Source organism: Noviherbaspirillum malthae, from assembly GCF_015352985.1.
Classification (GTDB): Bacteria; Pseudomonadota; Gammaproteobacteria; order Burkholderiales; family Burkholderiaceae_D; genus Noviherbaspirillum; species Noviherbaspirillum malthae.
On the sequence record NZ_JACYXF010000008.1, the window covers coordinates 146717 to 160353 of the forward strand.

The window sequence follows — 13637 nt, forward strand, 5'->3', positions numbered from 1 at the left end:
AAAAATCGTTCGAAAAACCTTTGGGAAGCCTGCGAAATAGCAGAGGTAAAAACCTAAAATTTATTCAACCTCGCGCAGCATATCGGTTACAATGGCCGCACCGATTGAAGTTTGGACTAGTAGTGCAGTATTTGTCTGTCATTCTTTCTTGCTTCAAAGGATACACCCGGGCGCAAGCCCAATTTAACTGATAGGAATGTAAGTAATGGCAACAGGTACTGTTAAGTGGTTCAACGACGCTAAAGGTTTTGGCTTCATCACTCCGGACGAAGGCGGCGAAGATCTGTTCGCGCACTTCTCCGCGATCCAGTCCAACGGCTTCAAGTCGCTCAAGGAAAACCAGCGCGTTTCTTTCGAAGTCACGACTGGCCCGAAGGGCAAGCAGGCTTCCGCGATCCAGCCGCTGTAATAGCCAGCTGATCCAGGCGCAATAAGAAACCCCGGCATGCCGGGGTTTTTTTATGGCCGCACGGCCAGCCGCGTCCCGGTCACCAAGGCCGTGTTCCTACCGCCATCTACTTGCGCCAGTAATCGGGTGCGGCATAGGCATGCCGCAGGAAATCGACGAATGCGCGAATACGCAAAGGAAGGTGGCGCCGCTGCGCAAACACTGCGTAGATGTCATTGCCCGGCGCAGCAAATTCATCGAGTACCGTGACCAGCTGGCCGGCCTCGATGGCGCTTCCCACTTCCCACATCGAACGCCATGCAAGGCCTTTGCCCGACAAGGCCCATTCATGCAGAACGGCGCCGTCGTTGCACACCATGTTCCCAACCACCTTGAAAGTGACATTCTTCCCGTTCTGGCGAAAGGTCCAGCCGCGCTGGCTGCCTTCGCTACTCATGGCAAGACAATTGTGCTTCGCGAGATCGTCCAGCGACACAGGCGTGCCATGGCGCTTCAGATAAGAAGGCGAGGCGACGACGACGCGCTTGTTGTCCGCCAGCTTGACGCCGATCAGGTTCGAATCCGACAACGCCGCGATGCGGATGGCCACATCGATGCCTTCGCCGATCAGGTCCACCACCCTGTCGTTGAGATTCAGCGTCACCGCGACATCGCGATGCTCGGCGAGAAAAGAAGGGATGAGCGGTGCCACATGCTGGCGGCCGAAACCTGCGGGAGCGGAAATGAGCAGATGCCCGCTGGCTCTTGCACTGCGCTCGGAAACGGCGGTTTCCGCGTTTTCCAGGTCGGCAAGAATCTTCTGGCAATCCTCGAGGAAGGCAATGCCTTCGTTGGTCAGCGCAATCTTGCGCGTGCTGCGCTGAAGCAGCTTGACCCCCAGCCTCTCTTCCAGCGCATCAAGCCTGCGGCCTATCATTGCCGGCGCTATGCCTTCCGCCCGTGCTGCGGCGGACAGGCTGCCTTTGGCTGCCACATCCACGAAAGTGGAAATCTGCTTGAACTGATCCATGCCCGGACGATAGGGAATTTGATATTAAAACGCAATAATAAAGTGATTAATCTTTCAGTCTTTGCGTAATTATATTTAATATACTGGCATACGCGAAGAACGTGTTGAAGAATGGAAACGATATTGAACCCACTGGGCCTCTTCATGCGCGAAACGAAGGTATCAACGACAAACGGAGATTTTCAATGACAGGCTGGCAAATCGCTCTCGTAGGCATTGCGGCATTTTGTGCGGGCGCGATGAACTCGGTGGCCGGCGGCGGCACCTTTTTTTCCTTCCCGGCCTTGCTGGCCGTCGGCGTGCCTCCGGTAGCGGCGAATGCCAGCAATTCAGTGGCGCTGTGGCCGGCCAGCCTGTCCGGCGCCTGGGCCTATCGCAAGGAGCTGTCGCGCTACAAGCGTTACCTGATCCCCATGGGCGTCGTTTCCTTCATCGGCGGCATCGGCGGCGGACTGCTGCTGCTCTCCACCAAGGACGCCACCTTCTCCAAGCTCATTCCCTGGCTGCTCCTGTTCGCGACGGTCCTCTTTGCCTTCTCCGGAAGAATATCTTCCTGGCTGCGCGGTCCGGAATCCGGCAAGCCTGGAAATAGCCCGACTTCGCTGGCCGGGCAGGCGGTGGTATCGGTCTACGGCGGCTTCTTCGGCGCGGGCATGGGTATTTTGATGCTGGCCAGCCTTGCCATGGCCGGTCATGACGACGTCCATGAAATCAATGCCATCAAGAACCTGCTGTCGGCCATCATCTACAGCGTGACGGTGACAACCTTCGTCGTCGCCGGCGCCGTCGACTGGCCCTATACGCTCATCATGCTCGCCACGGCGACGCTGGGCGGCTATTGGGGAGCGACCATCGCTCGCAAGATTCCCGCGTTGTGGCTGCGCCGTTTCATCATCACCGTGGGCATGCTGCTGACCGTGTTCTACTTCTACAAGACCATGTAGCATTGTGCCGGCGCTAGTGCGGCTATGTCCCGAAAGCCGCTTAAGCGCCCTCAACATGGCAGTATGAAAATGAAGGCAAGCTGACAGGCAGTCAGGTGAAAAGGGATGACATGGATCTGCGCTCGATCGAAGCCGATGCCTTGCTGCTTGCCATCGCAGATGCGCTCGACGCCCCGGCGCACGACCGCCGCAAGCTGGAGGCGGCGCTGCTGCATCCGCTAACCGTGGCTGCGGCGGGAAGCGTCGACATCGCCGATATCGCGGTCGCCTACATGCGCGGCATCCTGGAACATGCGCCGTTCTCCCGGTCCAATGCGCGTGCCGGCCTGCTTGCGATGGAGCTTTTCCTTCTTCGGAACGGATGGCGAATTTCCGCTCCCGACCAGATTCGGCAGGAGATGATGCACAGGCTGGAAGCCGGCCAATGCTCCGACCGGGAATTCAGCGACTGGCTGCGCTTGAGCCTTTAGGGCTTCCAGGATCAGCTAGAAGTTAAAGCGATTTCACATAAGCGCGAATGCCCGCCAGCAGCATCTCTACCGCCATCGCGGTAAGCACCAGACCCATCAGCCGCTCGAACGCCGTCATGACGCGCGGACCGAGTACGCGCTGCATGCGTTCCGCGCTCAGCAGCACTACCAGCCAGATGAACGCGACGGCCAGCAGCACGCCCACATGCAGCATGGTCTCCATGGTGCTGGTCGACGAGAAGAGCAGCACCGTTACCAGCGCGGAAGGCCCGGCCAGTGCGGGAACGGCCAGCGGCACGATGAAGGGCTCGCCCGTTTCGTCGCCATCACCCATGACGCCTCCCGGCTGCGGAAACACCATGCGCAGCGCAATCAGGAACAGGATGACGCCGCCACCGATGCGCAATGCGATATCGGTAAGCTGCAGGGCATTGAGGAAATGCCGTCCGAAGAACATGAAGACCAGCAAAAGCAGGAACGCAATCAGGCATTCCCGCACAATGACCTTGCCCCGCCGCGCCGGTGGCACATGGGCCAGCGCGCTTGCAAACAGCGGCACATTGCCGAAAGGATCGGTCACGAGCAGCAGGATGATGAAGGACTGGAAGAAATTCTCGGTCATGGCTATGGCTACAGCTTTCGAGGCTATTGTTATATTGAATGACGCCGGCGAAAAAACCTATCTCGCCGCGGATGCCGTAGCATGCCATAAAGGCTGCAAAACAAAATACGGATGAGACATGCAATCCACCGAACCAAAAAGGAAGTCACGCCGCCGGTTTCTGCTCGGCGGGCTGGGCGTCGCCGGCGCGCTCATCGTGGGCTGGGGACTGATGCCGCCCCGGCAGCGCCTGCATGTGTCGAATCCCATCCCAGGCAAAGACGGAGAGGTGACGCTCAACGGCTGGATACGCATCGCGCGCGACGGCACCGTCACCATCGCGATGCCGCAGTGCGAGATGGGGCAGGGCGTGTTCACCGCCTTGCCGATGCTGGTCGCGGAAGAGCTCGACGTGCCGCTGCAGCACATCAGGTTGGAGCAGGCGCCGGTCGATCGCATCTTCGGCAACATGGCGGTGCTGACCGACAGCCTGCCGTTTCATCCGGATGGCGCCGGCGCGCTCAAGGAAACCATGCGCTGGTTCACCGGCAAGGCTGCGCGTGAACTCGGCTTGATGATCACCGGCGGCTCGACTTCGGTCAAGGATGCCTGGATACCGATGCGCGAAGCCGGTGCTGCCGCGCGTGCAATGCTGGTGGCCGCAGCGGTCGCGGAATGGAATGTCGATGCCGCCGACTGCCGTACCGAAAACGGTGCCGTCGTTCATGCAAGCGGCAGGCGCGCCGCCTATGCGGACCTCGCGGAAAAAGCGGTTCTGAAAAAGCCCGCCGCCATCCGGCTCAAGAGCCCTGAGCAATTCAAGCTGATCGGCACTTCCCAGTCGAGGCGCGACACGGCCGCCAAGATCGACGGGACGGCCGTCTTCGGCATGGATATCCGCCTGCCGGGCCTGGTGTATGCCGCAGTGAAAATGGCGCCGGCCATCGGCGGCAGCGTGCGCAGCGTCGATGCCGCGCCGGTCAAGGCCATGCCGGGCGTACTGGATGTGGTCGATTTTTCCGGCGCCGCACCCGGCATGGCAGGCGTGGCCGTTGTGGCGAAGACCTACTGGCAGGCCAGGAAGGCAGTGATAGCCTTGCCTGTCGACTGGAACGACGGTCCGCATGCCACCCTCTCGACGGACAGCGTGTTCCGGGAACTGGAGGCGCGCATCGATGCGGAAGCCGGTTATGCTTATCACGAAGCAGGAGTCCCCGACCCGATGAAGGCAGGCGTCAAGACCGTGGAGGCGGAATACCGGGCGCCGTTCCTGGCGCATGCGGCCATGGAGCCGGTCAACTGCACCGCATTGGTCAAGGATGGCAAGGTGGTTCTATGGGTGCCCACCCAAGTGCCCAGCCTCGCCATCCATGCCGCGGCGCGGGTCGCGAAAACGGCCGCCGAAAACGTCGAACTGCACGTGACCTACATCGGCGGCGGCTTCGGACGCAGGCTTGAAACCGACATGATCGCCCAGGCCGTCTCCATCGCGGCCCGGGCGCGCGGCGTGCCGGTACAGGTGATCTGGAGCCGCGAGGAAGACATGACGCACGATATGTACCGCCCGGCGGCGCTGGCGCGTTTTGCTGCCGTGCTGGACGGCGCAGGCAATGTGGTGAGCTACCGGAACAGGCTGGCCTCGGGTGCGATCACCCACCAGGTGCTTGCGCGCACGCTGGGCTTTTCCGGTATCGGCCCCGACAAGACCACGGCCGAGGGCGCATTCGACATGCCTTATGAATTCACGCACCAGCGCATAGCCCACGTGGCCGTCCCGACACCGGTCCCGCTGGGCTACTGGCGATCGGTCGGCCATTCGCACAATGCATTTTTCAAAGAAAGCTTCATCGATGAACTGGCGCATGCCGCCGGCAGGAATGAAGTGGAATTCCGCCGCAGCCTGCTGCAAAAACATCCACGCCATCTTGCCGTACTGGATGCGGCCGTCGAAAAGGCAGGGCGGGCAGAACAAGGCAGGGCGCACGGCGTCGCGCTGCATCAGTCCTTCGGCTCGATCGTGGCCCAAGTAGCCGAAGTATCGATCGAGGGCCAAGAGATCTTGGTGCACAGGGTGACATGCGCAATCGACTGCGGCCTGGCCGTCAATCCCAACATCATTGCGCAGCAGATGGAGTCGGGCATCGTGTTCGGCCTCAGCGCGGCGCTGTTCGGCGAAGTGACGATCAGGAACGGCAAGGTCCAGCAGCAGAACTTCAATGATTATCCGGTGCTGAGGATGGACCGGACTCCGGAAGTGAATACCATCGTGATGAAGAGCGCCTCGCCGCCGGAAGGCGTGGGCGAACCCGGCACGCCGCCGATTGCGCCGGCGGTGGCCAATGCGGTATTCAAGCTGACCGGCAAGCGGCTGCGCAGCCTGCCATTGAGGCTGGTGTAACGGGACCGGACGCGATCAGGCTGTGTCGGCGTTATCGAGCAGCACGCGCAGGTTACAGAGACGTTGCCATTCGCGGCGCTCCTGCGACGAACCGGATTCTGCTTCCAGCTGCTGGCCGCTTTTTTCGGCCTGCGCGTCAATCAGCCGGTCGGCGATTTTCATGTCGGGCAATACCGTGCCGAAAAAGGCGACATGGCCGCCGCGCTGCATCAGAAGGGTGGGGAAGTTTTCCACGTCGATCTCGCCGATGAAGTCCGCCTGATCTTCGATGTCTATCCAGACGAAGCGCTTGTCCGGATGCAATGCAGCGAGCTGTTCGAAGCTTGTACGGTAGGAACCGCAGGTGCCGCACCAGGCGGCACAGAGGCAGGCGATCACCCAGGTGTCATCGTCCAGCCATTGGGCCAGTTGGGCGCGGTTATCGTGATCAAGGGTAAGGCCGGTCCAGGACATGGAAATAGCTACAGCGTGGCAAGTCAGCGGAGCCTTATTGTAAGGCAAGGGCTTGCACGCCGCTCACCGGCGACGAGTCTGCAGCAATCTTCAGCGATTCAACCAGCGAGAGCGATTCACGCGGTTCAGGCGGTTGTGTTGATGTTCTGTCCAAGATGAGGCGGCAGGTTGGTGGCCGGCGTCACCGGCGGCAATGCCTGCAGCAACGCCGCAGCACTGCTGGCCTGTATATCCATTGCCTTTTTCATCACGGCGACATTGACCGCCTGCGCTGTCGAGGTGGATGCCATTGTCGTGGCGAGCCTGGCGATGTCCGTTACTTCCATGCACTTCTCCTGTCATTTGCATTGGTAACGGCAGAAGAGCGGCAAGCTTTAGCCAAGTTGGAAAGCTTGACCCTTGTATGCAGCCGCCGCTTATCCATACCGGCACGGTAAAATAACGGGATGCGTACCATTCTTGCCATCGAAACATCTTCCGATCTTGCTTCCGCCGCCTTGCTGTACAACGGCCGGCTTCTCGCGCGCGACACCTCCGGCGTGCAGACGCATTCCCAGTCCGTATTGCCCATGGTGCAGCAACTGCTGGCCGAGGCCGGCATTGCGCTCGCGCAGTGCGATGCCATTGCCTTCGGCGCCGGCCCGGGATCGTTCACCGGCGTCCGTACCGCATGCGGCGTGGCGCAGGGTCTGGCCTTCGGCGCCGAACTGCCCGTGGTTCCCGTAGTCACCCTGCAAGCGATGGCGCAGGCCTGCCGCGAGCGCTGCGGCGCCGATGAGGTGCTGGCGGTGCTCGACGCCCGGATGGAAGAGGTGTACTGGGCGCAATACCGGTTTGACAATGACAATGGCTGGCACGCCGTCACCGAACCCGCGCTGGCTTCCGCGTCGGAAGTCACGGCTTCCGGCCAGGTTCAGGTAACCGCCTGCGGCAACGGCCTGCTTGCCTATGCGTCCGCGTTTGGAGACAAGGGCTTCGCCGTCTGTCCCGGCATCGTTCCCCATGCTGCCCAGGTCGCCGCGCTTGCACAGGCGGAACTGCTTGCTGGCCGCGGCATCCATGCTCGCGAAGCACAGCCGATCTATCTGCGCAACAAGGTTGCCCTGACCACGGCGGAACGCCAGGCAAAGGCCGCTGCATGAACGCCGTCTACAAGGCCGTGGCCGAATCACCGTCGCCGGAATCCCTGCGGTTTGCGCCGATGCGGGTGGAAGACCTGTCGGATGTGCTTGCCATTGAAAACGATGTCTATCCGCATCCATGGACGCGCGGCAACTTCCTCGACTCGCTCTACAGCGGTTATGAAAGCTGGACCTTGCGCGAGCCTTCCGGTCTGCTGGCCGGTTATTTCCTGGTGATGCTCGCCGTCGATGAAGCCCATCTGCTCAACATCAGCGTGCGGCGCGACTTGCACGGGCACGGCGTCGGCCGCCTGCAACTCGACCGCGTCGTTGCGCTCTCAAGGGAGAGGGCCATGGCGTCGGTGCTGCTCGAAGTCCGGCCCTCCAACCAGCGTGCGCTGGAAGTCTATCGGCGCTACGGCTTTAGCGAGATCGGCAGGCGCAAAGGCTATTACCCCGCCGCCAACGGCATGCGCGAAGATGCCATCGTGATGAGGTTTCATCTATGAATGCGAATTCCGGGCGCAGGAAAGCTTTTCTCGACGAGATGGGACTGGGTCCCTTATGGACGCAGCGGGACGCGCAGCCTGCGCAGCAGGACGCCGCACAGGCGCCAGCTGATCCCGCGGCCTTCCAGGAAGAAACAGGCAATGTCCAGAGCCAGGCTTCGGCGCAGGTGGCGATGCCCGCGAGGGAAGCCGGCCTGCCCGTGCATCCGAGCGCGCCGCCGCAGCCTGAAGTGGCGCACATGGATTGGACCACGCTCAAGGCGAATGTAGCCGGATGCGTCAAATGCGACCTGTGCCGCGGCCGTACCAGGACGGTATTCGGCGTCGGCGATGAAAAGGCGCGCTGGCTGTTCATCGGCGAGGGACCGGGCCGCAACGAGGACCAGAAGGGCGAGCCTTTCGTCGGACAGGCCGGCAAATTGCTCGACAACATGTTGATCGCAATGGGATTGCGCAGGGGCGAAAATGCCTATATCGCCAACATCGTCAAATGCCGCCCCACCGACGGCAGCGGCAAGGACCGGCCGCCGACCGCGGACGAGGTGGCGGCCTGCCTGCCTTACCTGGAACGGCAGATCGCGCTGATCCAGCCGACCATGCTGGTTGCTCTCGGCAAGACCGCCGCGCTCGCATTGCTGGGGCTCGATCCCGATACGCCGGTATCGCGCCTGCGCGGCAAGGTCCATCGCTATGCCGGACTGCCGCTGGTCGTCACCTATCATCCCGCCTACCTGCTGCGCAACATGGCGGACAAGCGCAAATCCTGGGAAGACCTCAGTCTCGCCATGGCCACCTATGCCAGTGCCGACTGAGCCGCGCAGACTACGCTATCAAGCCCGATTCCATGAAAGATGGAGTCACCTGAACGATCCGCATGTCCGCACGCTGGCCTGGCTGCTCGATGCGCCCGACCTGCTCGATCCCGCCGCAGAGGAATGGCGGGGGCGGGTCGCCAGCCTGGGGCCGGCCGACGCTGCCACCCGTGAATGGCTGGGCGAACTGGATGCTGCGCCCGAAGCGCTGCATGCCTGCCTCGGACTGCATCCGTACACGCGCCTAGGCCGCTATGCCGAGCAGCTGATGGCGTTCTACCTGCGGCACCGCAGCCTGCTGTTTGCGCATGGCGTGCAGGTGCGCGCAGCCAGGAACCAGACCGTCGGCGAATTCGATTTCCTGCTGCGCCAAGGCGACACGCTGGTTCACTGGGAATTCGCCACCAAGCTCTATCTGCTGGAATCCAGCGGCCTCGGCCACCAGGCGGATTACTTCGTCGGCCCCAACCTGGCCGACACGCTGGGCGCCAAGATCCGCAAGATCATGGACCAGCAGCTGATGCTGTCGCGGCATCCCGCTGCCCAGGCCCAGCTGCCGCACCCGGTGAGCCTGGCGCAGGCGCTGATCAAGGGCTGGCTGTTCTATCACGGCGACACGCCGCTACCGGCGCAGCTGGACGAGACCGGCGCCGGCATCGGCATCACGCATGGCCATTGCAAGGGATTCTGGCGTGCGCTGCAGGAGGCAAGGCAACTGCCTGCGACGCACTATGCGGTGCTGGCCAGGCTCGAATGGCTTGCGCCGGCCAAGCTGGCGCCGGAAGCGGCGCTGAGTCATGACGAACTGCTGCGCCAGCTCGACCTGCATTTCCAGGACAATGATTCTCCGGTACTGGTGGCTTTGCTGGAGGAAGGCGGGCAGGATAGTCTGCTGGAGACAGATCGCGGCTTCATCGTTCCCGACGACTGGCGCAGCCGGGCGGAAGTCCGCATCCGGCGTGTCGTGTGATCCGGCCCCGGCTCAATGACAATGCAAGGGTGCTAACGAACTAGGGTCCAGGACTCAGTGCTTGTGTTCGCCGATCAGCGACAGTGAATCATGCTTGCGCTGGTTCATCGCGTGCCTGCGCATGGCCAGCAGCATGGTGCCGGAGACGAACAGGCCGAACAGAACGATGACGATGTTGATATTGAGGTTGAGCTTGACCATCAGCGCGTACAGCATGAGCATGGTCAGGACCGAAAGATTTTCATTGAAATTCTGTACCGCGATCGAATGCCCCGCGCTCAGCAGCACATGTCCGCGGTGCTGCAGCAGCGCATTCATCGGCACGACGAAATAGCCTGACAGGGCGCCGACCAGCACCAGCAGCGGATAAGCCAGCCATACCGTGTGCACCAGCGTCATCGTGCATACGATCAGGCCCATGGCCACGCCGAGCGGCATCACGGTCAGCGATTTTTTCAGGGGAACGAAACGGGCCGCCGCCGCCGCGCCGACCGCCACGCCGAGGGCGAAGATGCCCTGCAGGATCGCAGCCTTGTCGAGCGGCATGTTGAGCGATTTCTCCGCCCATTTGAGCACGATGAATTGCAGCGTGGCGCCCGCGCCCCAGAACAGGGTGGTGACGGCAAGCGAAATCTGGCCGAGCTTGTCGCGCCACAATGTCAGGAAGCAGTTGGAGAAATCGGCGATCAGCTTGACTGGATTGCGCTCCTGATGCGGATAGCGGGCTCCGGTGTCGGGAATGCGCAGGTTGAAGACGGCCGCCAGCAGATAGGTCACCATGATGACAGACAGGGCCGCTTCGGCCGAGGTGTCGATGCCGAAGTCGAAGAGCGGAAAATCGAAGGAAAGCAGGACTTCCGAAATCCTGGCATTGACCAGGGCGCCGCCCATCACCGTACCGAGGATGATGGAAATGACAGTCAACCCTTCGATCCAGCCGTTGGCGGCCACCAGTTTTTCCGGCGGCAGCAATTCCGTGAGGATGCCGTACTTGGCGGGCGAATAGGCAGCCGCGCCGAAGCCGACCACGGCATAGGCAAACAGGGGATGCACTTCAAAGAACATCAGGCTGCAGCCGGCGATCTTGATCAGGTTGGTAACGAACATGACCCGGCCCTTGGGGAGGGAGTCCGCAAAGGCGCCGACGAATGCGGCAAGAAGAACATAGGAGAGAACGAAGAACAGCTTGAGCAGCGGCGTCATCCATGCCGGAGATTTCATGGCTGTCAACAGTGCGATGGCCGCGATGAGGAGAGCATTGTCGGCAAGCGAGGAAAAAAACTGCGCTGCCATGATAGTGTAAAAACCGCGATTCATCCGCATATTGAGGGGTACCCGTGTTTCTCAGCTGTCTCCGGCTTGCTTTATACCATGAAAATCCTGAGGGACAGGGAATTGATAGGCCTGGTTCCCTGACCGTTTAGTAGAATAAACCTTCGTAAAATGTTTCATATTCAATAGCTCCAATCCATGCCAAGACCGATCACCGCTCGAATCCACGCTGCTGCATTGCGGCACAACCTCAACATAGCCAAACAGTCCGCCCCCGGCTCCAAAGTATGGGCGGTAGTCAAGGCAAATGCCTACGGGCACGGACTGGCGCGTGCAATGCAGTCCTTCGAAGCGGCCGACGGCCTTGCGCTGGTCGAGGTCGACGGCGCGCTGCGCCTGCGCGACATGGGATGGACGAAGCCGGTTCTGCTGCTCGAAGGTTTTTTCCACGAGTCGGATTTGCCGGAGCTGGCGGCGCGGGAAGTCCAGTTCGCCATCCACTGCCGTGAACAGATCGACATGCTGGAAAAAGCCCGCCTGGCCGCTCCCGTGCACGTCCACCTGAAAATGAACAGCGGCATGAACCGCCTGGGCTTCAAGCCGGAAGACTTCCGGGCTGCCTACCTGCGGCTGCGAGCCATCTCGGCGGTGCGCAGCATTACCCTGATGATGCATTTTGCCAATGCGGACGACGCCTCCAATGCCGCCATGCCGATGGCCGAGCAGATTCGCCGCTTCGAAGCGGCGGCCGCGGATCTGGAAGGACCGCGCAGCCTCGCCAATTCCGCCGCGGTGCTCGGTCACCCCGATGTGGCCGCGGATTGGGTGCGGCCAGGGATCATGCTGTATGGCGGCACCCCGGGCGGGAAAACGGCAGACCAGTTCGGCCTACAGGCGGCAATGACGCTGGAAAGCGAAATCATCGGCGTACAGCGCATACAGCCGGGCGATGCGGTCGGCTACGGCAGCCGCTTCGTCGCCGACCGGCCCATGACCATCGGCGTGGTCGCCGGCGGCTATGCCGACGGCTATCCGCGCCATGCGCCGGCCGGAACGCCGGTCATGGTCGACGGCAGGCGCACCCGCGTCGTTGGCCGCGTATCGATGGACATGCTCACGGTCGACCTGAGCGAATTGCCGGAATCCGGTTTCGGCAGCAAGGTCGAACTCTGGGGACGCAATGTTCCCATCGACGAGGTGGCGAACGCCTCCGGCACCATCGGCTATGAGCTGATGTGCGCACTGGCGCCCCGCGTGGCCGTCATCGAGGATTAAGAAAGGATCAGAGGTCAAAGCGTAATGGCAAAGCAGAAAACGAATTACACCTGTACGGAATGCGGCGGCGTCGTCAACAAATGGGCCGGCCAGTGCCCGTCCTGCGGTCAGTGGAATACGCTGGTGGAAACGGTCGTCGAACCCGCCGGCAACCGTTTCTCGGGCCAGCACCAGGGACTGGCGCAAAGCTCGCCGGTCCTGAGCCTGTCCGATATCGAGGCCATCGACGTGCCTCGCTTCGGCACCGGCATCGAGGAATTCGACCGCGTGCTGGGCGGCGGCCTGGTGGCGGGCGGCGTGGTGCTGATCGGCGGCGATCCCGGCATCGGCAAGTCGACGCTGCTGCTGCAGGCGCTGGCCAATCTTTCCCGCGTCAAGAAGACGCTTTATGTCAGCGGCGAAGAATCCGGCTCCCAGATCGCCCTGCGCGCCAAGCGCCTTGCGATCGATGCGAAGGAGTTGCAGCTGCAGGCGGAAATCCAGCTGGAGAAGATTCTTAATACGCTGGCCGAACACAAGCCCCAAGTTGCCGTCATCGACTCGATCCAGACCATCTATTCGGATGCATTGACTTCGGCACCCGGATCGGTGGCTCAGGTACGGGAATGCGCGGCCCAGCTGACCCGCGTCGCCAAGCAGTCGGGCATCACCATCATCATGGTCGGCCATGTCACGAAGGAAGGCGCGCTGGCCGGTCCGCGCGTGCTGGAGCACATCGTCGATACCGTGCTGTACTTCGAGGGCGATACCCATTCCAGCTTCCGCCTGGTGCGCGCCTTCAAGAACCGCTTCGGCGCGGTCAATGAACTGGGTGTCTTTGCGATGAGCGAGAAGGGCTTGAAAGGCGTGTCGAATCCTTCCGCGCTGTTTCTGTCCCAGCACGACAACCAGGTACCGGGTTCCTGCGTGATGGTGACGCAGGAGGGCACCCGTCCGCTGCTGGTGGAAATCCAGGCGCTGGTCGACACCTCGCACGTGCCGAATGCGCGCCGCCTGTCGGTCGGACTTGAACAGAACCGCCTGGCGATGCTGCTGGCGGTCCTGCACCGGCATGCATCGATCGCGGCTTTCGACCAGGACGTGTTCATCAATGCGGTGGGCGGCGTGAAGATCACCGAGCCGGCGGCCGATCTTGCGGTGCTGCTGGCGATTCATTCCTCGATGCGCAACAAGCCGCTGCCGCGCGGGCTGGTGGTGTTCGGCGAAGTTGGCCTTGCGGGTGAAATACGTCCGGCGCCGCGCGGGCAGGAGCGCCTGCGCGAAGCAGCAAAGCTAGGCTTTTCGATTGCGCTGATTCCAAAGGCGAATGCGCCCAAGCAGGCCATCGAGGGATTGAAGGTCATCGGCGTCGAACGCATCGACGAAGCACTCAACCGGCTGCGCGACGAGTAATA

General features: G+C 61.8%; 15 protein-coding genes. 10 read left to right on the plus strand and 5 right to left on the minus strand.

Translation table 11 applies throughout. From position 1 onward, the window contains the following. The first annotated feature begins 205 nt into the window (after nt 1–205). Entirely contained in the window at nt 206–409 is a 204-nt protein-coding gene (locus IGW03_RS13670; RefSeq protein WP_088707577.1) for a cold-shock protein, read from the plus strand. Nucleotides 410–515: 106 nt separating this feature from the next. Here IGW03_RS13670 and IGW03_RS13675 read toward each other — a convergent pair whose 3' ends face one another. After that, entirely contained in the window at nt 516–1418 is a 903-nt protein-coding gene (locus IGW03_RS13675; RefSeq protein WP_194723115.1) for a LysR family transcriptional regulator, read from the minus strand. A gap of 185 nt (nt 1419–1603) precedes the next feature. On the opposite strand from IGW03_RS13675, the gene IGW03_RS13680 reads away from it, so the two are divergent. Both IGW03_RS13680 and IGW03_RS13685 read left to right on the plus strand, forming a co-directional pair. After that, nucleotides 1604–2362 carry a sulfite exporter TauE/SafE family protein gene (locus IGW03_RS13680; protein WP_194723116.1) on the plus strand — a complete coding sequence of 253 codons (759 nt, stop codon included), beginning with the start codon at nt 1604–1606 and terminating at the stop codon, nt 2360–2362. A 110-nt stretch (nt 2363–2472) separates the two neighbouring features. After that, nucleotides 2473–2832: a hypothetical protein gene (locus tag IGW03_RS13685; RefSeq protein ID WP_194723117.1), complete on the plus strand. Its 360-nt coding sequence runs from the start codon at nt 2473–2475 to the stop codon at nt 2830–2832. Nucleotides 2833–2854: 22 nt separating this feature from the next. On the opposite strand, the gene IGW03_RS13690 is transcribed toward IGW03_RS13685, so the two are convergent. Then, nucleotides 2855–3454 (minus strand): MarC family protein, encoded by a 600-nt coding sequence (locus IGW03_RS13690; protein ID WP_194723118.1) that lies wholly within the window; start codon nt 3452–3454, stop codon nt 2855–2857. Nucleotides 3455–3572: 118 nt separating this feature from the next. Here IGW03_RS13690 and IGW03_RS13695 point away from each other — a divergent pair, with 118 nt between their 5' ends. Continuing rightward, nucleotides 3573–5831, plus strand: coding sequence for a xanthine dehydrogenase family protein molybdopterin-binding subunit (locus IGW03_RS13695; RefSeq protein ID WP_194723119.1), 2259 nt, complete (start codon nt 3573–3575; stop codon nt 5829–5831). 15 nt (nt 5832–5846) lie between these two features. Here the strand turns inward: IGW03_RS13695 and IGW03_RS13700 are convergent, their stop codons facing one another. Together IGW03_RS13700 and IGW03_RS13705 are read right to left on the minus strand one after the other, a co-directional pair. After that, a complete protein-coding gene (locus tag IGW03_RS13700; protein WP_194723120.1) occupies nt 5847–6284 on the minus strand; it encodes a thioredoxin family protein in 438 nt (145 codons plus the stop codon). 125 nt (nt 6285–6409) lie between these two features. After that, nucleotides 6410–6610 (minus strand): YjfB family protein, encoded by a 201-nt coding sequence (locus IGW03_RS13705; RefSeq protein WP_194723121.1) that lies wholly within the window; start codon nt 6608–6610, stop codon nt 6410–6412. A 120-nt stretch (nt 6611–6730) separates the two neighbouring features. Between IGW03_RS13705 and tsaB the strand changes: the two genes are divergently transcribed. The 4 genes from tsaB to IGW03_RS13725 are packed head-to-tail and all read left to right on the plus strand — an operon-like array spanning nt 6731 to nt 9696. After that, on the plus strand, nt 6731–7426 hold the full coding sequence (gene tsaB, locus IGW03_RS13710; protein ID WP_194723122.1) for a tRNA (adenosine(37)-N6)-threonylcarbamoyltransferase complex dimerization subunit type 1 TsaB: 696 nt from the start codon (nt 6731–6733) through the stop codon (nt 7424–7426). Then, nucleotides 7423–7914 (plus strand): ribosomal protein S18-alanine N-acetyltransferase, encoded by a 492-nt coding sequence (gene rimI / locus IGW03_RS13715; RefSeq protein ID WP_194723123.1) that lies wholly within the window; start codon nt 7423–7425, stop codon nt 7912–7914. The genes tsaB and rimI overlap by 4 nt, the downstream gene beginning before the upstream one ends. Further along, nucleotides 7911–8726: a uracil-DNA glycosylase gene (locus tag IGW03_RS13720; RefSeq protein WP_194723124.1), complete on the plus strand. Its 816-nt coding sequence runs from the start codon at nt 7911–7913 to the stop codon at nt 8724–8726. The genes rimI and IGW03_RS13720 overlap by 4 nt, the downstream gene beginning before the upstream one ends. Then, nucleotides 8710–9696: a DUF1853 family protein gene (locus IGW03_RS13725; RefSeq protein WP_194723125.1), complete on the plus strand. Its 987-nt coding sequence runs from the start codon at nt 8710–8712 to the stop codon at nt 9694–9696. Before IGW03_RS13720 ends, IGW03_RS13725 begins: the two co-directional genes overlap by 17 nt. 54 nt (nt 9697–9750) lie before the next feature. On the opposite strand, the gene lplT is transcribed toward IGW03_RS13725, so the two are convergent. Continuing rightward, nucleotides 9751–11013, minus strand: coding sequence for a lysophospholipid transporter LplT (lplT, locus tag IGW03_RS13730; RefSeq protein ID WP_194723126.1), 1263 nt, complete (start codon nt 11011–11013; stop codon nt 9751–9753). A 153-nt stretch (nt 11014–11166) separates the two neighbouring features. Here lplT and alr point away from each other — a divergent pair, with 153 nt between their 5' ends. Beyond that, nucleotides 11167–12243 carry an alanine racemase gene (alr, locus tag IGW03_RS13735; protein ID WP_194723127.1) on the plus strand — a complete coding sequence of 359 codons (1077 nt, stop codon included), beginning with the start codon at nt 11167–11169 and terminating at the stop codon, nt 12241–12243. A 24-nt stretch (nt 12244–12267) separates the two neighbouring features. Next, the gene (gene radA / locus IGW03_RS13740; protein WP_194723128.1) at nt 12268–13635 is read left to right on the plus strand and encodes a DNA repair protein RadA; all 1368 of its coding nucleotides are present in this window, start codon (nt 12268–12270) and stop codon (nt 13633–13635) included. The last annotated feature ends 2 nt before the right edge of the window (nt 13636–13637 follow it).